General features: G+C 63.2%; 22 protein-coding genes. 11 read left to right on the plus strand and 11 right to left on the minus strand.

Going from position 1 to position 21,105, the window contains the following annotated elements:
- Positions 1-2: 2 nt before the first annotated feature.
- Complete coding sequence (locus NLY43_RS30835) at positions 3-896, plus strand: LysR family transcriptional regulator (RefSeq protein ID WP_023710735.1); 894 nt, start codon at positions 3-5, stop codon at positions 894-896.
- A gap of 4 nt (positions 897-900) precedes the next feature.
- On the opposite strand, the gene NLY43_RS30840 is transcribed toward NLY43_RS30835, so the two are convergent.
- Positions 901-2,319, minus strand: a complete 1,419-nt coding sequence (locus NLY43_RS30840; protein WP_023710734.1) for an aminotransferase-like domain-containing protein — start codon at positions 2,317-2,319, stop codon at positions 901-903.
- A 106-nt stretch (positions 2,320-2,425) separates the two neighbouring features.
- Here NLY43_RS30840 and NLY43_RS30845 point away from each other — a divergent pair, with 106 nt between their 5' ends.
- Entirely contained in the window at positions 2,426-3,289 is an 864-nt protein-coding gene (locus tag NLY43_RS30845) for a DMT family transporter (RefSeq protein WP_023710733.1), read from the plus strand.
- 28 nt (positions 3,290-3,317) lie between these two features.
- Here the strand turns inward: NLY43_RS30845 and NLY43_RS30850 are convergent, their stop codons facing one another.
- Genes NLY43_RS30850 through NLY43_RS30860 form a run of 3 tightly spaced genes read right to left on the minus strand, consistent with a single transcriptional unit; the run spans position 3,318 to position 5,772 of the window.
- Positions 3,318-4,358, minus strand: a complete 1,041-nt coding sequence (locus NLY43_RS30850; RefSeq protein ID WP_023710732.1) for a zinc-dependent alcohol dehydrogenase family protein — start codon at positions 4,356-4,358, stop codon at positions 3,318-3,320.
- A gap of 36 nt (positions 4,359-4,394) precedes the next feature.
- The gene (gene maiA, locus NLY43_RS30855) at positions 4,395-5,045 is read right to left on the minus strand and encodes a maleylacetoacetate isomerase (protein WP_023710731.1); all 651 of its coding nucleotides are present in this window, start codon (positions 5,043-5,045) and stop codon (positions 4,395-4,397) included.
- Positions 5,046-5,049: 4 nt separating this feature from the next.
- Positions 5,050-5,772 (minus strand): fumarylacetoacetate hydrolase family protein, encoded by a 723-nt coding sequence (locus NLY43_RS30860; protein WP_023710730.1) that lies wholly within the window; start codon positions 5,770-5,772, stop codon positions 5,050-5,052.
- Positions 5,773-5,982: 210 nt separating this feature from the next.
- Between NLY43_RS30860 and NLY43_RS30865 the strand changes: the two genes are divergently transcribed.
- Positions 5,983-6,666: a response regulator gene (locus NLY43_RS30865; RefSeq protein ID WP_023701705.1), complete on the plus strand. Its 684-nt coding sequence runs from the start codon at positions 5,983-5,985 to the stop codon at positions 6,664-6,666.
- Positions 6,667-6,789: 123 nt separating this feature from the next.
- Here NLY43_RS30865 and NLY43_RS30870 read toward each other — a convergent pair whose 3' ends face one another.
- Both NLY43_RS30870 and NLY43_RS30875 read right to left on the minus strand, forming a co-directional pair.
- Positions 6,790-8,133: an ATP-binding response regulator gene (locus tag NLY43_RS30870; RefSeq protein ID WP_023710729.1), complete on the minus strand. Its 1,344-nt coding sequence runs from the start codon at positions 8,131-8,133 to the stop codon at positions 6,790-6,792.
- A 3-nt stretch (positions 8,134-8,136) separates the two neighbouring features.
- Positions 8,137-9,321 carry an FIST N-terminal domain-containing protein gene (locus NLY43_RS30875; RefSeq protein WP_353621253.1) on the minus strand — a complete coding sequence of 395 codons (1,185 nt, stop codon included), beginning with the start codon at positions 9,319-9,321 and terminating at the stop codon, positions 8,137-8,139.
- 248 nt (positions 9,322-9,569) lie between these two features.
- Here NLY43_RS30875 and NLY43_RS30880 point away from each other — a divergent pair, with 248 nt between their 5' ends.
- The 4 genes from NLY43_RS30880 (at position 9,570) to NLY43_RS30895 (ending at position 14,663) form a co-directional block, all read left to right on the plus strand.
- Positions 9,570-10,070 (plus strand): (2Fe-2S)-binding protein, encoded by a 501-nt coding sequence (locus NLY43_RS30880; RefSeq protein ID WP_023710726.1) that lies wholly within the window; start codon positions 9,570-9,572, stop codon positions 10,068-10,070.
- A gap of 123 nt (positions 10,071-10,193) precedes the next feature.
- Complete coding sequence (locus NLY43_RS30885; protein WP_023710725.1) at positions 10,194-12,539, plus strand: xanthine dehydrogenase family protein molybdopterin-binding subunit; 2,346 nt, start codon at positions 10,194-10,196, stop codon at positions 12,537-12,539.
- Positions 12,540-12,637: 98 nt separating this feature from the next.
- Positions 12,638-13,435, plus strand: coding sequence for an FAD binding domain-containing protein (locus NLY43_RS30890; RefSeq protein WP_023710724.1), 798 nt, complete (start codon positions 12,638-12,640; stop codon positions 13,433-13,435).
- Between the two features lie 205 nt (positions 13,436-13,640).
- Entirely contained in the window at positions 13,641-14,663 is a 1,023-nt protein-coding gene (locus NLY43_RS30895; protein ID WP_023710723.1) for an acyltransferase family protein, read from the plus strand.
- Between the two features lie 66 nt (positions 14,664-14,729).
- Here the strand turns inward: NLY43_RS30895 and NLY43_RS30900 are convergent, their stop codons facing one another.
- The 5 genes from NLY43_RS30900 to NLY43_RS30920 all read right to left on the minus strand — a co-directional run bounded on the left by NLY43_RS30900 (position 14,730) and on the right by NLY43_RS30920 (position 17,662).
- The gene (locus NLY43_RS30900) at positions 14,730-15,236 is read right to left on the minus strand and encodes a GNAT family N-acetyltransferase (RefSeq protein WP_023710722.1); all 507 of its coding nucleotides are present in this window, start codon (positions 15,234-15,236) and stop codon (positions 14,730-14,732) included.
- The gene (locus NLY43_RS30905) at positions 15,236-15,991 is read right to left on the minus strand and encodes a copper homeostasis protein CutC (RefSeq protein WP_023697648.1); all 756 of its coding nucleotides are present in this window, start codon (positions 15,989-15,991) and stop codon (positions 15,236-15,238) included. Before NLY43_RS30905 ends, NLY43_RS30900 begins: the two co-directional genes overlap by 1 nt.
- A 114-nt stretch (positions 15,992-16,105) precedes the next feature.
- A complete protein-coding gene (locus NLY43_RS30910) occupies positions 16,106-16,537 on the minus strand; it encodes a cupin domain-containing protein (RefSeq protein WP_023681708.1) in 432 nt (143 codons plus the stop codon).
- 77 nt (positions 16,538-16,614) lie between these two features.
- Positions 16,615-17,001: a hypothetical protein gene (locus tag NLY43_RS30915; RefSeq protein WP_023697647.1), complete on the minus strand. Its 387-nt coding sequence runs from the start codon at positions 16,999-17,001 to the stop codon at positions 16,615-16,617.
- Between the two features lie 64 nt (positions 17,002-17,065).
- Positions 17,066-17,662 carry an alpha-ketoglutarate-dependent dioxygenase AlkB gene (locus NLY43_RS30920; RefSeq protein WP_023701700.1) on the minus strand — a complete coding sequence of 199 codons (597 nt, stop codon included), beginning with the start codon at positions 17,660-17,662 and terminating at the stop codon, positions 17,066-17,068.
- Between the two features lie 154 nt (positions 17,663-17,816).
- Between NLY43_RS30920 and NLY43_RS30925 the strand changes: the two genes are divergently transcribed.
- The 4 genes from NLY43_RS30925 (at position 17,817) to NLY43_RS30940 (ending at position 21,079) form a co-directional block, all read left to right on the plus strand.
- The gene (locus tag NLY43_RS30925; RefSeq protein WP_023691072.1) at positions 17,817-18,044 is read left to right on the plus strand and encodes a KTSC domain-containing protein; all 228 of its coding nucleotides are present in this window, start codon (positions 17,817-17,819) and stop codon (positions 18,042-18,044) included.
- 136 nt (positions 18,045-18,180) lie between these two features.
- Entirely contained in the window at positions 18,181-18,561 is a 381-nt protein-coding gene (locus tag NLY43_RS30930) for a hypothetical protein (protein WP_023697645.1), read from the plus strand.
- 422 nt (positions 18,562-18,983) lie between these two features.
- Positions 18,984-19,811, plus strand: a complete 828-nt coding sequence (locus NLY43_RS30935; RefSeq protein ID WP_023710721.1) for a phosphogluconate dehydrogenase C-terminal domain-containing protein — start codon at positions 18,984-18,986, stop codon at positions 19,809-19,811.
- 326 nt (positions 19,812-20,137) lie between these two features.
- Entirely contained in the window at positions 20,138-21,079 is a 942-nt protein-coding gene (locus tag NLY43_RS30940) for a D-ribose ABC transporter substrate-binding protein (protein WP_023681704.1), read from the plus strand.
- Positions 21,080-21,105 lie beyond the last annotated feature (26 nt).

Here is a 21,105-nt window from a genome sequence, read left to right on the forward strand (position 1 = left end):
CGATGGCATCGCCCGATCTCAATCTGCTGTTCGCGCTCGACGTTTTGCTCGCCGAAGGCAGCGTGGCGCGCGCGGCAACCCGGCTGCGGCTCAGCCCTTCGGCGATGAGCCGCACGCTGGCGCGGCTGCGGGAAGCGACCGGCGATCCGCTGCTGGTCCGCGCCGGCCGCGGCCTGGTCCCGACGCCGCGCGCGGAGGCATTGCGGCAGCAGGCCGGCCATGTCGTCCAGGAAGCAGAAACGTTGCTGCGCCCTGCCAGGCCTCTCGATCTCGCAAAGCTGGAACAGATCTTCACGCTGCGCACCAATGAAGGGTTCGTCGAGGAATTCGGGCCGCGTCTTGTCGCCCGCATCCAGGCCGAGGCGCCGGGCGCGCGGCTGCGCTTTGGGCCCAAATCCGACAAGGATGTCGCCTCGCTGCGCGACGCGGACATCGACCTCGAAATCGGCGTTGCCGGCGAGGCCGGACCTGAAGTGCTGACACAGGCGCTGTTTCGCGACCGCTTCGTCGGTGCTGTGCGAGCCGGCCACCCTTTGAGTGAAGGCGCGGTAACGCCTGAACGCTACGCGGCCGGCCGCCACATCAGCGTTTCACGGCGGGGTCGGGAAAGAGGGCCGATCGATCAGACTTTGGCGCTGCTCGGCCTGCGGCGAACCGTCATGTGCATGGTCTCCGGCTTTTCGGCTGCACTCGCCATGGCGCGCGCTTCGGACCTTATTGCCAGCGTGCCCGAACGGCACACGCAAGGCGCACGCGCCGGCATGGTCAGCTTTCCGCTGCCGGTCGCCACGGTGGAGGTCACCATCTCGATGCTCTGGCATCCACGGCTCGATGCCGATCCGGCGCAACGCTGGCTGCGAGATTGCGTTCGGGAGGTCTGCGCGGCCTCCCGCTGAGCGCTCAGCGCGCCATTGCCGCCTTGAGCACCCTGAAAATCCGCTCGTCATGGCATTGGGCAACGTTGAAGCGCAGGAACCGGCTGGCGGTTCCCGACAGGCTGAATGCGTTGCCGGGCGCCAGCACGATGTTGTCGGCCAGCGCGCGGCGTGCCATTTCAGCCGCGTCCACGCCATCCGGCAGGCTGCACCACAGGAACAAGCCGGCCGGTTGGTCGATCCAGGGCGTGATGCCGATGGCCTTCAGGCGCGCGCCCGTCTCGCCCATGGCGCGGGAAAGCCGCGCGCGCAGCAATTCCATGTGCTTGCGGTAGCTGCCGTCCCTAAGCAGCGTCAGCACCAGTTCGGCCGCCAGCCGGCCGCCGCCGAAGGTGGTGGCGATCTTGAGGTCGGTAAGTTGCTCGATCCAGTCGCGTGGTGCCGCGATGAAGCCGCAGCGAACCGACGCCGATAGCGTCTTGGAGAAGCTGCCGATATGGACGACGCGGTTGAGGCCGTCGAACGCCGCCAGCCGAGGCGCTGGGCTGTGCTCGAAATCGGCGAAGATATCGTCCTCGATGATGGTCAGGTCCGACTGGTCGGCGAGCTTCAGCAGCCGGTGCGCGGTCACCGGCGACAGGATCGCGCCGGTCGGGTTGTGGATGGCGGAATTGGTGATGTAGAGGCGCGGCCTGTGCTCGGCGAGCGCCTGCGCGAACAGCTCGATATCCGGCCCCGATGGCGTGTAGGGCACGCTGACCACCTTGGCGCGGTGGGCGCGCAGCAGCGCGTGAAAATTGAAATAGCAGGGGTCGTCGAGCAGCACGGTATCGCCGGGCCCGATCAGAAAGCGGCACAGAAGATCGATGGCCTGCGTGCCCGATTCCGTCAGCATGATCTGTTCGGGCGAGACCTCGATGCCGTGCCCTTCCATGCGCCGTGCCAGCAATTGCCGCAGCGGCGGCAGACCGAGCGGCGTGCCGTAATCGGCAAGGTCGACATCGTCGGCGCGCGCCACCGTGCGCAGCGCCCGGCGCAGGGCGGACTGCGGCATCCACGAGGCCGGCATCCAGCCGCAACCGGGTTTCAGCATCTCGTCGCCGGCTTCCAGCGACTGGCGCGAAACCCACAGCGGATCGATGGCGCGGTCGAGCCGGGGTCCAATCTCGGCCAGCGACAACGGCGCCAGCGATCCGGCGGCATAAAAGCCCGAGCCCGGCCGTGAGCGTATCGCGCCTTCGGCAGCAAGCCGCTCATAGGCTTCGACCACGGTCGACTTGGACACCTGCATGGCCTTGGCGAAGGCGCGGATCGAAGGCAGCCGCGCGCCTGGCGTCAGGCTGCGCGCCGATATCCGCTGGCGGATGGTCGCCATGACAGTTTCCACAAGCGTGGTCGCGACAGGAGGGTGCGCATTGCCGGTTTCCAAAATGAGTTCGGTCATCTGTATTGCTCTGGTAGCCATTACAGTTTGATGGAATTGTACTGCATTGTCTCTGGCTGCACCATAGGCACGTGCCCGATAGAGGGCGAAAGCAATGGAGCCTGGAATGGACAAGACCGCGAGCGGCTGGGTGAACGGATTCATCGGCGTGTTGATCTTCTCAGGCTCGCTGCCGGCGACGCGCGTCGCCGTGGCGGAGTTCGATCCGACATTCCTGACCTCGGCCCGCGCCGCGATTGCCGGGCTGCTTGGTCTCGCGATGCTCGTCCTGTTCCAGCAGAAGCGCCCGGCGCGCAGCGATTTTCTGTCGCTGGTGATCGTCGCCCTTGGGGTGGTTGTCGGCTTTCCCTTGCTCACCGCTCTGGCGCTCAAGCACGTCACCTCTGCCCACTCTATCATCTTCGTCGGCCTGCTGCCGCTGGCCACCGCGATCTTCGGCGTGCTGCGCGGTGGCGAGCGTCCGCGCCCGGCCTTCTGGCTGTTCTCCTGCATCGGCAGCGCGCTGGTCGCCGGTTTTGCCCTGATGCAAGGCGTGACGGCCTCACCTGTCGGCGACGGCCTGATGCTGGCCGCAATCATCGTCTGCGGCCTGGGCTATGCCGAGGGGGCCGCATTGTCGCGCAGGCTGGGCGGCTGGCAGGTGATCTGCTGGGCGCTGGCGATCTCGCTGCCGATCATGCTGGTGCTGACCTTTGCGACGCTGCCGTCGTCCTTCGCCGGCGTCGGCTCCGGCGCCTGGGCGGGTCTCGCCTATGTCTCGCTGTTCAGCATGCTGATCGGCTTCGTGTTCTGGTACCGCGGCCTCGCCCAAGGCGGCATCGCTGCCGTCGGGCAGTTGCAGCTACTGCAGCCCTTTTTCGGCCTGGCGCTGGCAGCGTCGCTGCTGCACGAGCAGGTCAGCCCGCTGATGATTGTCGTCACGCTCGGCGTGGTGGCCTGCGTGTTCGGGGCGAAGAAATTTGCACGCTAGGAGTTTGGTGGTGGAGGGCGACTCCGCCCTAGAACTTCGTCACCACCCCAATGCCAATCCCCTCGAACCCGCCCATCGCCATCAGCGCCGCCGGCGCCTCATCAAGGCTGATCTTGTTGCCGACCAGCAGTTCGGGCTTGAGCTTGCCGGTGCGGATCATCTCCATCATGGCGGGGTAGCGGTAGGCCTGCATGCCGTGGCTGCCGAAGATTTCCAGCTCGAAGGCGATCACCTTGTCCATCGGCACTTTCGGGCGGGCGTGTTCGCCCAGCATCAGGCCGACCTGCACGTGGCGGCCGCGCCGGCGCAGATTGGCAATCGAGTTGAACGATGTCGTGGGGTGGCCGAGCGCGTCCATCGACATATGCGCGCCGCCATTGGTGATCTGCTTGACCGCCTTGACCACGTTCGGCGTCGTCGAGGCGTTGATGGTCGCCACCGCGCCGATCTTTCTGGCGAATTCCAGTTTCTCGTCGGTGAGATCGATGGCGATGACATTGGCGCCCATGGAACTGGCGATCATGATCGCCGACAGGCCGACGCCGCCGCAGCCATGCACCGCCACCCATTCGCCCGGCGTCACCCGGCCCTGGTCGACAATGGCGCGAAACGAGGTGACGAAGCGGCATCCGAGGCTGGCGGCGGTGGCGAACTCCATCTCCTCGGGCAGGCGCACGAGATTGGTGTCGGCATGCTCAATGGCGACATATTCGGCAAACGAGCCCCAGGCGGTGAAACCGGGCTGCGTTTGTTGTTCGCAGACCTGATGATTGCCCGAATTGCATTCGAAGCAGCGGCCGCAGCCGACGCAGAACGGCACGGTGACGCGTTCGCCGGCCTTCCAGCGGGTCACCTGCTTGCCGACGGCGACGACGATGCCGGCCAGTTCATGGCCCGGCACATGCGGCAGCGTGATGCCGTCATCATGACCCATCCAGCCATGCCAGTCGCTACGGCAGAGCCCGGTCGCCTCGACCTTGATGACGACGCCGTCGGCAGCCGGTTTCGGATCCGGCACGGTCAGGATTCTCGGCGTCTCACCGAATTTTTCGAAGACGACGGCTTTCATCGGCAACTCTCCGTGCTCTGCTCCGGCATTGTGAGCCTATTCGGCATCTATCTGATTCTCCGGCGCCGCCTTCTGAAAGGCCGGCAGCGCCATGCAGGCGGCGTGGATGCGCGAGATCTCGGGGTAGGGTGTCAGGTCGACGCCGAAGCGGGCGTTGCTGGCGATCTGGGCGACCAGGCAGATGTCGGCGAGGCCCGGTGCGTCGCCATGGCAAAATGTGCCGGTCTCATCCGATGAAGCCAGAATCTTTTCAAGCGGCTGGAAGCCTTCGTTCACCCAGTGGCGGAACCAGTTGACGACATCCTGGTCGCCTGCGCCGAACAAAGTGCGCAGCGAGGTCAGCACGCGCAGATTGTTCACCGGGTGGATGTCGCAGGCGATCATCTGCGCCAGCATTCGCACGCGCGCCCGGCCGAGCGCGTCCTTCGGCAACAGCGGCGGTTCGGGATGGGTCTCGTCGAGATATTCGATGATCGCCAGCGACTGCGTCAAAAGCGTGCCGTCGCCCAGGATCAGCGCCGGCACCAGCCCCTGCGGATTGACCGCCAGGTAAGCCGGCTCCAGATGGTCGCCATGACGCAGATGATGCGGCACGTAATCGTAGGTCAGGCCCTTCATCTCGAGCGCAATGCGTGCGCGATAGGAGGTGGAAGAGCGGTAGTAGTTGTGGAGGACGAGGTCGCTCATTGGATCACGGCTTGTCGGTGGAATTTTGGCCGATCGAATCTTGGCCGACAGTGATCTCGATGGTGCCGATGCCGTCGACGCCGCCGGTCATCGTCTGGCCCGGCACCACCGGGCCGACGCCGGCCGGCGTGCCGGTGAAGATCAGGTCGCCCGGTTGTAGTACAACCGCACTGCTGCAGATCGAAACGATATCGGCGATCGGCCAGATCAGTTCGGCGAGGTCGCCCTCCTGCTTCACCGCGCCGTCGACGGCGAGCCAAATGCGGCCCTTTTGCGGATGGCCGGATTTGGCGGCCGGCACCAGCGGACCGCAGGGCGCCGAGCGGTCGAAGGCCTTCGACCAGTCCCAGGGCCGCGCGGCTTTCTTGGCCTCGTCCTGCAGGTCGCGGCGAGTGAGGTCGATGCCGACGCCGTAGCCCCAGACATGGTCGAGCGCCTCAGCGCGCGGAATGCGGAAGCCGGCCTTGCCGATCGCCGCGACCAATTCGATCTCGTGATGCAGGTTTTTGGTCAAGGGCGGGTAGGGGATCGTGGTGCCGGAATTGACCACCGCATCGGCCGGCTTGGTGAAGAAGAAGGGCGGATCGCGCTCATCATTGCCGAGTTCGCGGGCGTGGGCGGCGTAGTTGCGGCCGACGCAGAAGATGCGTCGCACCGCAAAACGCTCGGCCGAGCCGGCGACGGCGACCGATGGTGTTGCGGGCAGGGGAAGGACGAAGTCTGTCATGCGCGGGTCTCTGCTTGGGATCTTGACGGCACATTTGACCGATTTGAACCCCCGGGCAAGGCATCAGCGTCCGCAAAAGCATCGGCTGCGCCTTGATTGTCTGATTAAGTCGGCTTCGTCTCCGGGGGTTAAGATGGCGATAGACTATTTGCCAATAAGCTGCCCATACCAGCGGGAGTATCCTGCCCAGGGAGGACTGAAACGAACACCATGACCGCAGTGAACGATCGCGCCCGGTTTCTGATCATCGACGACCATCCGTTGTTTCGCGAGGCGCTGCACAGCGCCGTGCAGATGGCGTACCCGGAAGTCGACACGGTGGAGGCGCGCTCGATCGCCGAAGCGCTCGATCTCTTGGGTGGGATAAAACCGTTCGATCTGGCGCTGCTCGATCTCAACATGCCTGATGTCCATGGCTTCGATGGACTGCTGCAACTCAGGACCCGCCATCCGCGGCTGCCGGTGGTCGTCGTCTCGGGCTATGAGGAGCCGAAGATCATCTCCGAGGCGTTGTCCTATGGCGCTGCCGGCTTCATCCCGAAATCGGCGCGCAAGAGCGATCTTGCGGCCGCAATCCGCTCGGTGATGGAGGGCGCGATCTATGTGCCGGAGACATATGAGGGACAGCCGCCCGACGCCGACAGCGCCGACCGCGCCGATATGGTGCAGCGGCTGGCCAAACTGACGCCGCAGCAGCTGCGCGTGCTGCAGATGCTGCGCCAGGGCCTGCTGAACAAGCAGATCGCCTACGAGCTGCAGGTCGGCGAGACCACGGTCAAGGCGCATGTCTCGGAGATCCTGCGCAAGCTCAACGTCTACAGCCGCACGCAAGCGGTGATTGAGGTGTCGAAGCTGGACAATGCGGAGCTGTTTCGCGATCAGGCCGGGTTTTGATCTTTACCCTCCCCCTTGTGGGGAGGGTCGATCCGCGAAGCGGAGCGGGGTGGGGGAGCTTGGCGCTGCACCCCGCCCCGGCGCTGCGCGCCGACCCTCCCCATCGAGGGGAGGGTATGGGGCTCAAGCCAGCAAATGCGCCAGCAGCGCCCTTAGCTGCGCCGGTTTCAGCGGCTTGCGCATCAGTTCGATGCCGGCGGCGCGGGCGGCTTTGGCGACGGCCTCCGATCCGTCGGCGGTGACGATCAGCGCCGGCACGGCGCGGCCGAGATAATCGCGGACTTCGGCGATGGTGGCGGTGCCGAGGTCGCCGTCGTCGAGATGCTGGTCGGCAATGACGATGTCGGGCACCCAGTCGGTGTCGCCAAGCAGGCTGACCGCAGCCTCGGTCGAGGTCGCGGCGCGCACCAGGCACTGCCAGCGCTCGAGCAGGAAAGTCATCGCCTGCAGCACGTCGGCGTCGTTTTCGACCAGCAGCACCTTGGTGCCGAACAGGCCGTAGCCGCGCGGCCGCTCCATTTCGGCAAGGCTGGCGATGGCGTCGGCGCTGGCGCCGATGCCGACCGGCACGTCGATGTGGAAGATGGTGCCGCGCCCAACCCTCGAGGAGAACGTCACGGGATGACCGAGCGCGGCGGCCATGCGCCGCACGATGGCAAGGCCCAGGCCCAGCCCGCCGCCGGAGATTCCGGTGTCGGCTGGAATGGCGGAGCCGCGATGGAACTCCTCGAACACCGCCTCGCGCTGGTCGTCGGGAATGCCGCAGCCGGTGTCGGCGACATCGATGCGGATGGTATCGCCGCGATGCCTTGTGCCGACAAGCACGCCGCCCGAAGGGGTATAGCGCAGCGCATTGGACAGGATGTTTTGCAGGATGCGGCGCAAGAGCGTGCGGTCCGAACGCACCACGGCGCTGACCGGGCGGAACTTCAGCGCCAGCCCCTTCATCTCGGCCACGGGCAGGAAATCCGACCGCAGCGAGGAAAACAGCGTCTCCAGATTGACATCGCCGATGTCGGGCTGCACCACACCGGCATCGAGCTTGGAAATGTCCAGCAGCGTGCGCAACAGGTCTTCCATGGTCTCCAGCGAGCGCTCGACCTGGCGGACCAGCTTCTTGCCCTCGTCGCTGGTCTGCACTTCGGCCAGCGCCGAGACGGAGAGGTGGGCGGCGTTCAGCGGCTGCAGCACGTCATGGCTGGCGGCGGCCAGGAACCTGGTCTTGGACAGGTTTGCCAGCTCGGCGTTTTCCTTGGCGGCGCTGAGGTCGATGTTCGACTGTTCCAGCCGGCGCAAGGTCGAGTGCAGTTCCTCGGTGCGCATGCGCACGCGGTTTTCAAGTGAAATCGCGGTCTGGAACAGCGAGAAGGCATTGCCTTGCTGGTCCATCGAGCGCTCGACGCGGCTGACCAGAGCGGCATTGATCTTCTTCAGCCTGTCGACGTCGTCGATGTCCCTGAGCGGCATGGGCTATTCCGCCGCCTGGCGTTCGCCGAAGGCGATGCCGGTGAAGGTTTGGTTCAGATGCATCGAGCGGTACTGTTCGCCATAGGTGCCGAAGCCGATGACATTGTTGACCCGGTAGAGCTCCGAAATGTCGCGGAACACCTGGCGGTTGCGCGCATCGAGCCGGCGCAGCACGCAATCGAAGCCGAGGATCATGTCGATGCCGCCGAGCCGTTGCTCGACGTCGCGCAGTGCGGCGCGCGTGGATTCCACCATGTCCTTGGGCTGGGCGATGGACAGCACGACGCCGTCGTCTATGGCGCAGAAGAATGACAGCGAGCCGTCGGGATGCATCTTCTGGATCGAGCGGCAGTAAAATTCGCCACCCACTTTCACCACCACCGGGTGCGAGGCGAAGCTCATCGGCGTCAGGTTCTGCGCAACGATGCCGACGGAGGCTGCATACTCCTCAGCCGCATTGGTGGCGTTGAATTCGCGCACGGTGCGGTGGTCCGGATCGGATGCCGTCACCACCAGCTTCTCGTCGGTGGGGATGAAATTGTCGGTCTTGAAGACATGGAACGGAATCTCGGTGGCGATCAGCACAATGATGGCGCTGTCTGACGCTACCTTGCCGTTCGAAATCAGCCTGGTGGTTTCGAATTTCAAATCGTCGCCCGCCGAACCGCCGATCAGCGGGATGTCGTCCAGCCCCCAATGGATGGCCGAGGTCACCGCTTCCTCTGCAAAGGACAGGCCGTCGATGAAGCAGAGCGCGAAAGTGCTTTTGGCATGGCAACTGCCGGTGCGTCCGCGCAGCAACCGCCGCAAGCCCTCGACTTCATCAGTGATCCTGTCCATGCCCGACGAGGAGAGATTGTCGACCATGGTGCTGACCGCCGAAAACGACGCGGAGGGAAAGAGCATGGCGAGCACATGACCTTCCTCCAGGCCTTGCGGGGTGATCTCGCCGGCGGTCGAGCAGGCGGCGTAGGCCAGCGTCGGCGCGTGGGTCTTCAGCGCTTGCGAAAGGACGCTCGCATCAAGCAGGCTCTGGGAGAAGAACAGCAGGGCAAAGCCGGCATCGATGGCTGCGGCCTCGACGGCGACCGCCAGGGCGAATGCATCGGCGTCGGGCTCGTCGGTGGTGAGCGCCGACAGACCGGATGCATAGCTCGTCCGTGAACTGGCCAGAGGCTTCCTCCCGATATCCTCCGACGCTTCCTGCGCGCGCCCGTTTTATGTCTCTCGGCGCGCTGGCGTCGAGGGCATTGTTGCCCCCTATTCGCTCTTTGGCAATGGGGCGGACAGGCCCATGATTTTCGTTTTCTCCATGACCGAAAGTACAATGAGCGCCGTGTGTTTTTTGCGCTTTTTGCAGTGTACCAATAGCGCATGGCCGAGCGCCAAAGCCGCATCGGCAGCATGACTACCAAGGTCATACCCAGGGAGGATGCATGTCGGACGTTTCGTTTGTCTTGAACGGAAAACGGATCAGCGGCGCTGCCGAGGACCGAACGCTCCTGGTTCATTTCCTGCGCGAAAATCTTGATCTCACCGGAACGCATGTCGGTTGTGACACCTCTCAATGCGGCGCCTGCGTCGTGCATGTCGACGGCAAGGCGGTGAAGTCCTGTTCGATGCTGGCCGTGCAGGCCTCCGGGTCGACCGTGGTGACGATCGAAGGGCTTGCCAATGGCGGCGACCTGCATCCGATGCAGGCCGCGTTCAAGGAACATCATGGGCTGCAATGCGGCTTCTGCACGCCGGGCATGATCATGACGGCGACCGACATGATCGCGCGCCATCCCGAAGGCCTTGACGAGGCGACGGTGCGCGCCGAGCTCGAAGGCAACATCTGCCGCTGCACCGGCTACCACAACATCGTCAAGGCGATCCTCGCCGCATCGCAGACGATGGCGAAGGTGCCGAAGGGCAGGGCGAAACAGGCAGCGTAAGAAAGAAGCGAGTAGTGAATAGTGAATAGCGAGTAGTCGGTTTAGCCGAACCGCTCCGAGCACAATTCCCTACTCACTAATCACTATTCGCCACTCACTATTCGCTATTCCGGAGGAATTCCTATGGGCATTGAAGGCATCGGCGCTCGGGTCGTGCGCAAGGAAGACAAACGCTTCATCACCGGCGCCGGCCGCTATGTCGACGACATGGTGGTTCCCGGCATGAAGCATGCCGCTTTCGTGCGCAGCCCGCACGCGCATGCTCAGATCAAGAAGATCGACGTCAGACGAGCGCAGGCGATGCCCGGCGTCATCGGCGTCTTGACCGGCAAGGAGCTCAAGGCCGACGGCATCGGCAACCTGATCTGCGGCTGGATGATCCATTCCAAGGACGGCTCGCCGATGAAGATGGGCGCGTGGTCGCCGCTGGCCGTCGACAAGGTGCGCTATGTCGGCGACGCGGTCGTCATGGTGGTGGCGGAAACCAAGGGCCAGGCCCGCGACGCGGCCGAAGCGGTCGAGATCACCTACAAGGAATTGAAGGCGGTGGTCGATGCCACCAAGGCGCTGCAAAAAGGTGCGCCGCAGGTCCATGCCGAAGCCGAGGACAATCTTATCTTCGACTGGGAGATCGGCGATGCCAAGGCGACCGATGCGGCGATCCAGGCGGCGGCCCATGTCACCCGCATGAAGATCGTCAACAACCGGCTGGTTCCCAACGCCATGGAGCCGCGCGCGGCCCTTGGCCATTACGACAAGGCCGAGGACCATTTTACCTGCTGGACGACGTCGCAGAACCCGCATGTCGCGCGGCTGGTGATGAGCGCCTTCTACAATGTCGCACCGGAAAACAAACTGCGCGTCATTGCGCCCGATGTCGGCGGCGGCTTCGGCTCGAAGATCTACATCTATCCCGAAGAGATCGTCTGCCTTTGGGCGTCGAAGAAGACCGGCGTCCCGGTCAAATGGGTCGCCGACCGTACCGAAAGCTTTCTCACCGACGCGCATGGCCGCGACCATGTCTCGACGGTCGAAATGGCGTTCGACAAGAACAACAAGATCACCGGCTTCAAGGTAGACACCATCGCCAATCTCGGCGCCTACATGTCGCTGTTCTCGTCTTGCGTGCCGACCTATCTCTACGCGACGCTGCTGTCGGGCCAGTACAACATCCCGACGATCCACGCCAATGTGCGCACCGTCTACACCAACACGGCACCCGTCGACGCCTATCGCGGGGCAGGGCGGCCGGAAGCCACGTATCTGCTCGAACGGACAATGGAGACGGCCGCGCGTGAACTTGGGGTCTCGCCGGCGGAGTTGCGGCGCGCCAATTTCATCACCGAGTTTCCGCATCAGACGCCGGTCATCATGAACTATGACGCCGGCGACTATGGAGCTTCACTCGATGCGGCGACACAGGCGTCCGACTATGCCGGCTTTGCCAAGCGCAAAGCGGCGGCCGGCAGCCAGGGCAGACTGCGCGGCATCGGCATGAGCTGCTATATCGAGGCCTGCGGCATCGCGCCGTCGGCGGCGGTCGGTTCGCTCGGCGCCGGCGTCGGTCTGTGGGAATCCGCCGAAGTGCGGGTCAATGCCGTCGGCACGATCGAGGTGCTGACCGGCTCGCACAGCCACGGCCAGGGCCATGAGACGACCTTCGCGCAACTCGTCAACCAGCGTTTTGGCGTGCCACTGGACTCGGTCTCGATCGTCCATGGAGATACCGACAAGGTGCAGATGGGTATGGGCACCTACGGCTCGCGCTCGGGCGCGGTCGGGATGTCGGCAATTGCCAAGGCGCTCGACAAGGTCGAGGCCAAGGCCAAGAAAATCGCCGCCCATCTGCTCGAGGCCGACGAGGGCGACATCGTCATCGAGAATGGCGAGGTCAAGGTTGCCGGCACCGACAAGAGCCTGCCCTGGTTCCAGGTGGCGCTTGCCGCCTACACCGCTCACAATCTGCCGGCAGGCATGGAGCCGGGACTGAAGGAAACAGCCTTCTACGATCCGGCGAACTTCACTTTCCCGGCGGGCTGCTACATCTGCGAGGTCGAGATCGATCCGGAAACCGGCACGACCGAGATCGTCCAGTTCGTCGCGGCGGACGATTTCGGCAACATCATCAACCCGATGATCGTCGAGGGTCAGGTGCATGGCGGCATCGCCCAGGGCATCGGCCAGGCGCTGCTGGAAGGCGCGCACTATGACGATAGCGGGCAGCTGCTGACGGCGAGCTACATGGACTACACCATGCCGCGCGCGGACGACCTGCCGTCATTCAAGGTGTCGACCTCGAACACGCCGTGTCCGAGCAATCCGCTCGGCATCAAGGGCTGTGGCGAGGCCGGCGCCATCGGCTCGCCGCCAGCGGTCATCAACGCCATCACCGACGCTTTGGGGATTGTGGACATCGCCATGCCGGCCTCGCCGTCGACGGTGTGGGCGGCGATACGGGCGAAGAAATGAGTGAGTAGGGAGTAGTGAGTAGGGAATGGGCATCGCCGGAGATGACAGCGTCCCTATTCCCTACTCACTACTGCCTAACCACTTCAGGGGAGGATCACATGTACGCAGTCAACTACCACCGCGCCGCCTCGGTCGCCGACGCCGCCAAGCTGGTGAAGAGCGGCGACGCCAGGCTTTTGTCAGGCGGCATGACGCTGATCCCGGCGATGAAGACGCGGCTCGCCGCACCGTCCGACCTGATCGACCTGTCGCGGATCAAGGAGCTGCAAGGCGTCAAGGTGTCGGGCAAGACCGTCACCATCGGCGCCGCCACAACCCATTACGACGTCGCCAATGACGAGAAGCTGCGGAAGGCCTGTCCGGCGCTTGCCCACCTTGCGTCGCTGATTGGCGATCCGGCGGTGCGCCACAAGGGCACGATCGGCGGCTCGGTCGCCAACAACGACCCAGCCGCCGATTATCCGGCGGCGCTCTTGGCGCTGGGCGCCACCATCGTCACCAACAAGCGCGAGATTTCAGCCGCGAAATTCTTCACCGGGCTGTTCGAAACGGCGCTGAAAGAAGGCGAGATCATCACCTCGGTGAGTTTTACCGCGCCGGCCAAGGCTGCTTACGAAAAATTCCGCAACCCGGCCTCGCGCTATGCGATCGTCGGCGTGTTCGTGGCAAAGGGCAAGGACGGGGTCAGCGTTGCCGTTACCGGCGCAGGCGATGACGGTGTGTTCCGCTCGAAGGAGATCGAAGCAGCACTGGCGAAGAATTTTGCCGCATCGGCGCTCGACGGCGTGAAAGTGCCGGCGAAGAATTTGATGACCGACCTCCACGCTTCGGCCGAATACCGCGCCAATTTGATCGCCGTGATGGCCAAGCGCGCGGTGAACGCCGCCAACGCTTGAACAGTGCCAATTCGAGACGGGAAGGGGCCATTGCGGCCCCTTTCTTTTTTGCGATCACAAACGTTGGCGCCAACACGCGCCAATCTCAAAGCTTCGCACTTGCACAAAGTTATCCCGCACTGCAATATAAACTGGGCGGGAATACGAGGCGAATCCGTGGCGCAGCGATGCGCGCTGCATCGGTTCTTGAGTGCGAAGGACGGGCATGGCCGACATCTCCGCAGCGTCTGTTGCCCTGCCGCGGGCCACAGCCGACAAAGCAGCCAGAGCAAGACTGGCCTATCTCGATGGCTGGCGCGGGCTTTCGATCGCACTGGTGCTGATCGGCCATTTCTTCCCCGTTCCCGGGATCAATCTCGGCGTGCTCGGCGTCGAGTTCTTCTTCGTGCTCTCAGGCCGGCTGATGGGCGAGATACTGTTCATCGAACGCTTTCCGCTGAAAAAATTCTTCAAGCGCCGCTTTTCGCGCATCTATCCCGCGCTGCTGGTGTTCGTGACATCAGCCATGATCGGGCTCTCCGGCACCTTTATCGGCTTCAAATGGAAGGCGGCGCTGACGGCGCTGACATTCACCTACAACTATGCCGGAATTCTCATCACCCGCGCCGGCGCGCTCGACCACATCTGGTCGCTATGCGTGGAAGAGCATGCCTACATCATCCTGGCGCTGATCAGCGTGGTGGTGACCGGGCGGGGTAATGTCGTTCGGCTGCTGGTGACGCTGTCGCTGCTGGCGATGGCCAATGGCGCCATTTCGTACTGGGCACTCGGCATGGATTACGAGCACAGCTATTGGCGCACCGATGTGCATATCGCCTCGATCCTGCTGTCGGCATCGATCTGCCTGCTCAAGCACGATGACCGGCTGCCGGCATTCCTGAAGAGCCCCTATGTCAGCCTCGTGTCGGCGGCGGCGGCTATATTGCTGTTCCTCGATCCGGTGCCGACGCCGATCCATTACCTACTGGCGGTGCCGTTGCTGGCGCTTGCCGTCAATACGCTGGACACCAGCAACTGGCATCTTACCGGCCTGCTTTCATCCAGGCCGATGGTGATGATCGGGCTATGGTCGTACTCGCTCTATCTCTGGCAACAGCCCTTCTACAAATTCGTCGCCGAGCAGGGCAGTGCGCCGATCCCGATGCTGGCTGCGGTCTTTGCCTGCGCACTGTGCAGCTACTATCTGGTCGAGAAGCCCGCGCGGGCCTGGCTGAACCGGAATTGGTGAGGGCTACGGACTCCTAATCTTATGCTGCCGCGACGATCTGCTTGCCGATCATCAGCCAGCGACCCATCAGCCGGCGATCTCCTTGAGGTAGTAGCGCGCCGCCTTCTTGCCGCCATGGATCACCGCGTCGCCGACCTCGGCGAAGCCAAGCGCGGCATGGAAGGCGTCCGAAGCCGGATTGGGAGGTTCGGCATTCACCTCGCAGGTGACGATGCTGTGGCCCGCGCGGGCGACTTCCCCGAACAGATCCTCGTAGAGCCGGCGGGCATGGCCGCGGCCGCGCGCTTGCGCCGCGACGACGACGCGGTCGACATAGACGAAGCGTGGATAGCGCTCGCGGAACCAGAGGAAATTCGGGCTGTCGTAGGCCGCATTCTGGTCGAAGGTCATGATGAAGGCTTCGAGCGTGCCGATGCGCCTGACGTAAAACGCTTCGCCAAGCAGGAAGGACAGCCGTTCGGGCTCGAGCCATGACAGTTCGGCGGCGTGCTCATTGTTGAGTGCGAGGATGGCCGCTTCGTCCTGAGGCGAGACACGGCTGATCGGCGACGGCCCAGTCACGGCTTCGCTCATCATGCTCTGGCCGCCGCAATCGTCGCGGCAACCAGCGCCCCATCGGTGACTGTGGTGCGGTATTCGCGGTCGAGATCGCCGCCGCCCATGCCGACTTGCGGGTTGCGGTAGGCCATGGCGCTCGGTACATCCTTGAGCGCGGCGAAGTGCATTTCCGTCAGCCCGGTTGATGCCAGCACCCCGGCGATGTTTTCGGGGTCCAGCGCGCCGCAGCCGAGGATGATGATGCGGCCGTCGGCCTGGCGGACGAGATCCGCCAACAGGCCGGCGCCTTCCACCGCGGTGTCCCTCTGGCCGCTGGTCAGCACGCGGCCGACCTTGCAGCGGATCAGCGCTTCCAGCGCCTCGGCCGGGTCGCGGGTCATGTCGAAGGCGCGGTGGCAGGTGACGGCGAGCGGACCGGCGGCATGGACCAGCGCGCCCATGCGGGTTTCATCGATGGTGCCGTCGGCATCGAGGCAACCGACAACGACGCCGGCGACGCCGAGGTCACGAAGCGCTGCGACATCGGCGAGCATCGAGCTGTATTCGGCCTCGCTGTAGAGGAAATCGCCGCCGCGCGGCCGCACGATGACATGGAAGGGAATTGTCGCGCTCTCGAGTGCGGCGCGCACCGTGCCGAGGCTGGGCGTGATGCCGCCTTCGACCAGGCTGGCGCAGAGCTCGACCCGGTCGGCGCCGGCGGCCTGCGCAGCCAGCAGTCCATCGATGCCTTCGACGCAGATTTCGATCAGGGGGCGAGCATTTCCGACCAAGGGGCGATCCTTTATGATTGCATGACGGCCAGCCCTAGCATCGGCTCGGTTGGTGGGGAAGCCGGAACAGCCAGTCGCTGCTTGGGCCAGCCCGGCAACCCGGCCGATCCGCAATTACTGGCGCAGCACCGTGTTCTTGGCGCCTTGTTCGACCTGGTCGATGACCAGCAGCTTGACCGGGCCGTCGCCGATGTTGGTGGCCTGGTGCCACTGGCCGATCATCTCGATGATGAAATCGCCCGTCTTGTAGGTGTTGCTGTTGCCGGTCTCGACATTCGTCACTTTGAGTGTCCCGGCCTCGACATAGGCGTAGCGGGCAAACGGGTGCTTGTGCACCGGCAGAGTGGCACCGACCGCAATGTCATAGGTTGAAACCAGGACCTGGACATTTTTCTGCGGCAGCACGATCGGCTGGCCGGACGCCGTCTGGCTGCGATCGGCAAGCGGTGTGACGACAACCGGCGGGATGGTACTGTCCAGCGCCCGAGCGGGGTTTGCAGATAGCGCTGCCGCGAACAGCAGCATCGATGCCAGGATCTTTCGCATGGTTCCTCCAGGTTTTACCGCCACCGCGCGGCGCGACGCCAAAGTTCTAACTCTCGTCAGTTACTGGAGACACAACGTCATCCGCCGGTGCCGTCGTCCATCATCGTATTCGTGAGCGCTTCATAGATGTTGCTGCATACCTGAGACCGCGGACAGTGTTTTACGATGAATGCCGGCACGACAGTCAGTGCGGCGGCGATCAGGATTTGCAGGAAGAGAGGAGCAGGCTCGAAGCGTTTGCCAAACAAGGCTCGGCAAGCGAAGTAGAGACTTTGAGCCAGGCACGCCCAGACAAGGACATGCAACAGCGTGCTCGTTGCTCTTGCATAGGGCGTTATGTATCCGTCGGGAAAGCCGACCATGCCAAGGTCGACGAGCCACTGCAGAGCCAGCAGGCAGGACAGGCATGCCCACAGAAAGGGCGCTACGCGGGTAACTAAAATTCTGCTGCGGTCAACGCTCATGTGCAATCGAAGCACAACAGCGCTCGGCCTTCCAGAGCGGCTGCTGCGTGGCTTGGAGTATCGCCTATTTAAGAGTGCGCAGCGTGATGGAGTAGCGGTGACCGGCGACCGGCGGAATGCTGTGCTCCCACTCGTGGCGCGCCGGACCGTCCATGAGATAGAGGGACCTCGGTTCGACCTCGATCGTCTCGCGATCCCATTTGGAGCCGTTTTTGCGGCGCAGCCGAAAGCTGCAGGGCGCCAGCAGCGAGACGCCGGCGACGAGATCGAAATGCGGCTTGTCGCGATGCCAACCTATGCCCGCGCCCGGCGGATACTCGTTGATGAGCACTTGGGCGAATTCCGTGGCCTGCCTGCCGGCAAAATCCGCGACCTTGTCGCGAAGCGGCAGCAGGAATTTCGGGATGGGCGGCGCTTCGACGACCTGGCGCCGGTCGTAGTCATAGCGCCAGCCGAAGCCGGCGACCTGCCGGTTGGCAATATGGCCATGGAAATCGAACGGCTTGAAGGACAGTTCATTGAGGTGACGGACCAGTTCCGCCTCTTCGTCCGTTGTGATCAGGCCCGGCCGGTAGGAAAATCCTTCCGGCAGCGTGTCGGCCGCGCCGAAGAGATCGCCCTGGCTGGCATACGCTGTTGTGCTGGATTTCGTCTGTGCCATCTGACGGAGAGATAGGAAGCCTCGCCGCCTGGGCAAGATTTTCGGCGTTGTGATGCGCCTCCCTGACGGAACCTCCGCATCGTTGCGGCATTACGCATTTTCGAAGCAGGATCTGGGGCGAAGCAAGATTTTGGGACGAAGCAGGATTTTCGACATGCCGTCCACTGCCATCCGCAACACCCATTACGACCCGTCGACGAAAATCCTCTCGGTCTGGTTCGTTCCAAGCGGAGCCCGCTACGACTATGAAGAGGTCGAGCCTGAGACCTATGCGGCGTTCCGGGCCGCCTTCTCGAAAGGGCAATTTTTCAACGAGTTCGTGCGCGACCGCTACCGGTTTCACTTGGTTGAAGAAGGGCGTCCGCGAGCAACCGGGTTCTGAAGGTGCGGTGATCCGTATAAGGTCGCGAACCCCAATTGCTTTTCAAATTGACTTGTTTCAACCTGCTTTGTGGGGACGGACAATGCCGTGGTCGAGATGGCCGTAACATTGGGGGAGGCAGCTTTTGAAATGCATATTGATTATACTCGGCGTGGTAGGTGTCCTGTCTTCCGCTGCGTCTGCAAAAGATAATCGACAACACATCGACCCTGCCTATCAAAAAAACATCAACTATCTGGCCGGGCTGTCCGACGCCCAGTTGAAATTGGTCGTAACATGGTCAGCTAACGTCATCGCCGTTACGACGCGATGCCCGGCGCTGCAGCTGACTCCAGACGGAAAATCCAAAATAACGGCGATATACATCTTGTACGATGTGCAAGATAAACACCTGATACCCAATCCCCCCGAATTCAAGAGAGCCATCAGGTTTTATGAAGGCGCTTACCGCACGGCGGCGCAACGCACGGACAGCTGTCGGGCGGAGAAAGCCAAGGACCCGGGAAGCTACCGGTAAATAGTTGTCGGCATGATCGACTAGAAGTGATTTGGCTCGCCGGAACCCCGGCGAAGCGCGAATTCTCTATAGCCCCTTCGCCAAATCGCCGTGAGAACTCACGGCCCGAAAACGCGACCGGACCGCGCGGACGCGCTTCGCCTTGCTGGTGACGCCCCCACCGTCACTTCGCAACCGAGCCCCCGAGAAAATGGACCTGGAGGCTTCTAGCGCGGGCATCGATTGTCTGGAAAGGCAACGGCGCTCTGGCTTGGTTGAATTATCGGCCGCCACCGCGGAAATCGTGCGGACGGAAGCCAAACGGCGACTGCATAGCCGCTCATCAAAGCCCTGTTCAACTCCTCAATTCGTGGTAAGGTGATTATACCAGTTAATAACATGACGATCGGCGCGGCCGTCGTTCAAAGCGGGAGTAGGGATAGATGACGACGATTGCGCTGTTCGGTGCCGGCGGCAAAATGGGTTTCCGCCTGTCGACCAATTTTCGCGGATCGCCCTACACGGTACGCCATGTCGAGGTCAGCGAGGCCGGCCGCGATCGGCTGAAGACCGGACTGGGCTTCGACGCGGTCAGTGCCGATGCGGCGCTGGACGGGGCGGATATCGTCATCCTGGCCGTTCCCGACACGCATATCGGCAAGGTGGCGGCTGATATCGAGAGCAAGCTCGCGCCTGGCACGATGGTGATAGTGCTCGACGCGGCCGCACCCTTCGCCGGCCATCTGCCCAACCGGCCGGACCTGACCTATTTCGTCACCCATCCCTGTCATCCGCCGATCTTCAACGACGAGACCGACATGGCGGCCAAGAAGGATTATTTTGGCGGCGTCAAGGCCAAGCAGCATATGGTCAGCGCGCTGATGCAGGGGCCGGAAGCGGACTACGCCAAGGGCGAGGCGGTCGCAAAAATCATCTGGGCGCCGGTCATGCGCTCGCACCGTGTCACCGTCGAGCAGATGGCGCTGCTGGAGCCCGGTCTATCGGAGACGGTGTGCGCGTCACTGCTTGTCGTCATGAAGGAAGCCGTCGACGAGGTCGTCGCGCGAGGCGTCGACCAACAGGCGGCGCTCGATTTCCTGCTCGGCCACATGAACGTGCTCGGCGCCGTGATTTTCGGCGAGACCAAGGGCGTATTCTCGGATGCCTGCAACAAGGCGATCGAATTCGGCAAGCCGGTGCTGATGCGCGACGACTGGAAGCGGGTGTTCGAGCCGGAAGAGATCGCCGCGAGCATTCGGCGCATTACCTGAGACAGGCCGAGTCGGGGGGCTTGCCGGAGCGCCTCGATGGCTCGACAAACCCGCCATGACGCCCAGATGTTTTTGCTCGGTGGGCACACGTCACCTCAATTCATGATTGACTCATCATACCAGTTGGCTTAGCTGTTGATGGCTTGAGCAAGGGTCCGCGGGAAGTACGAAGCCTGGGCGAGTGGAGGGACGGCGGGGGAGCAGCGATCGTTTGGGAAGCCGGCAACGGCATTTCAGCCCGAACCGATCGGCGGCCCGCGCTGCGCGACGAATTCGAATGCAGAGGCCTTGATTGATCAAGGCAATTTTTCAAACGGGAGGACATCATGAAACTCACACGCAGAATGACACTTGCGGCGTTCGCCGGCATGCTGGCGCTTGGCACGGCGGTACCCGCCTATGCGGCCGACCTCATTGCCATCATCACGCCCTCGCACGACAATCCGTTCTTCAAGGCGGAAGCCGTCGGCGCCGAAGCCAAGGCCAAGGAACTCGGCTACGAAGCGCTTGTGCTCGTCCATGACGACGATGCCAACAAGCAGTCCGAATTGATCGACACCGCGATCGGTCGCGGCGCCAAGGCGATCATCCTCGACAATGCCGGCGCCGACGCCACTGTCGCTGCCGTGCAGAAGGCCAAGGACGCGGGCGTGCCGTCGTTCCTGATCGATCGCGAGATCAACGCCACCGGCGTCGCCGTGGCTCAGATCGTCTCCAACAACTACCAGGGCGCCCAGCTCGGCGCGCAGGAGTTCGTCAAGCTGATGGGCGAGAAGGGCAATTTCGTCGAGCTGGTCGGCAAGGAATCCGACACCAATGCCGGCATTCGCTCGAAGGGCTATCATGACGTCATCGACGATTATCCGGATCTGAAGATGGTCGCCCAGCAATCGGCCAACTGGAGCCAGACGGAAGCCTATTCCAAGATGGAATCGATCCTGCAGGCCAACCCGGATATCAAGGGCGTCATCTCCGGCAACGACACCATGGCGATGGGCGCGTATGCGGCGCTGGTTGCGGCGAACCGCAAGGACGTCATCGTCGTTGGCTTCGACGGATCCAACGACGTGCGCGACTCCATCACCGCGGGCGGCATCAAGGCAACCGTCCTGCAGCCGGCCTATGCGCAGGCGCAGATGGCGGTCGAGCAGGCCAACGACTTCATCAAGAACAAGAAGTCGCCGGCCAAGGAAAAGCAGCTGATGGACTGCGTCTTGGTCAATGGTGACAATGCTGCCAAGCTGGAAACGTTTGCGCTGACCAACTGAGCCGGCGTGACATGAATAGTGAGGGG

The organism is Mesorhizobium sp. C416B, from assembly GCF_030323165.1.
Lineage (GTDB): Bacteria > Pseudomonadota > Alphaproteobacteria > Rhizobiales > Rhizobiaceae > Mesorhizobium.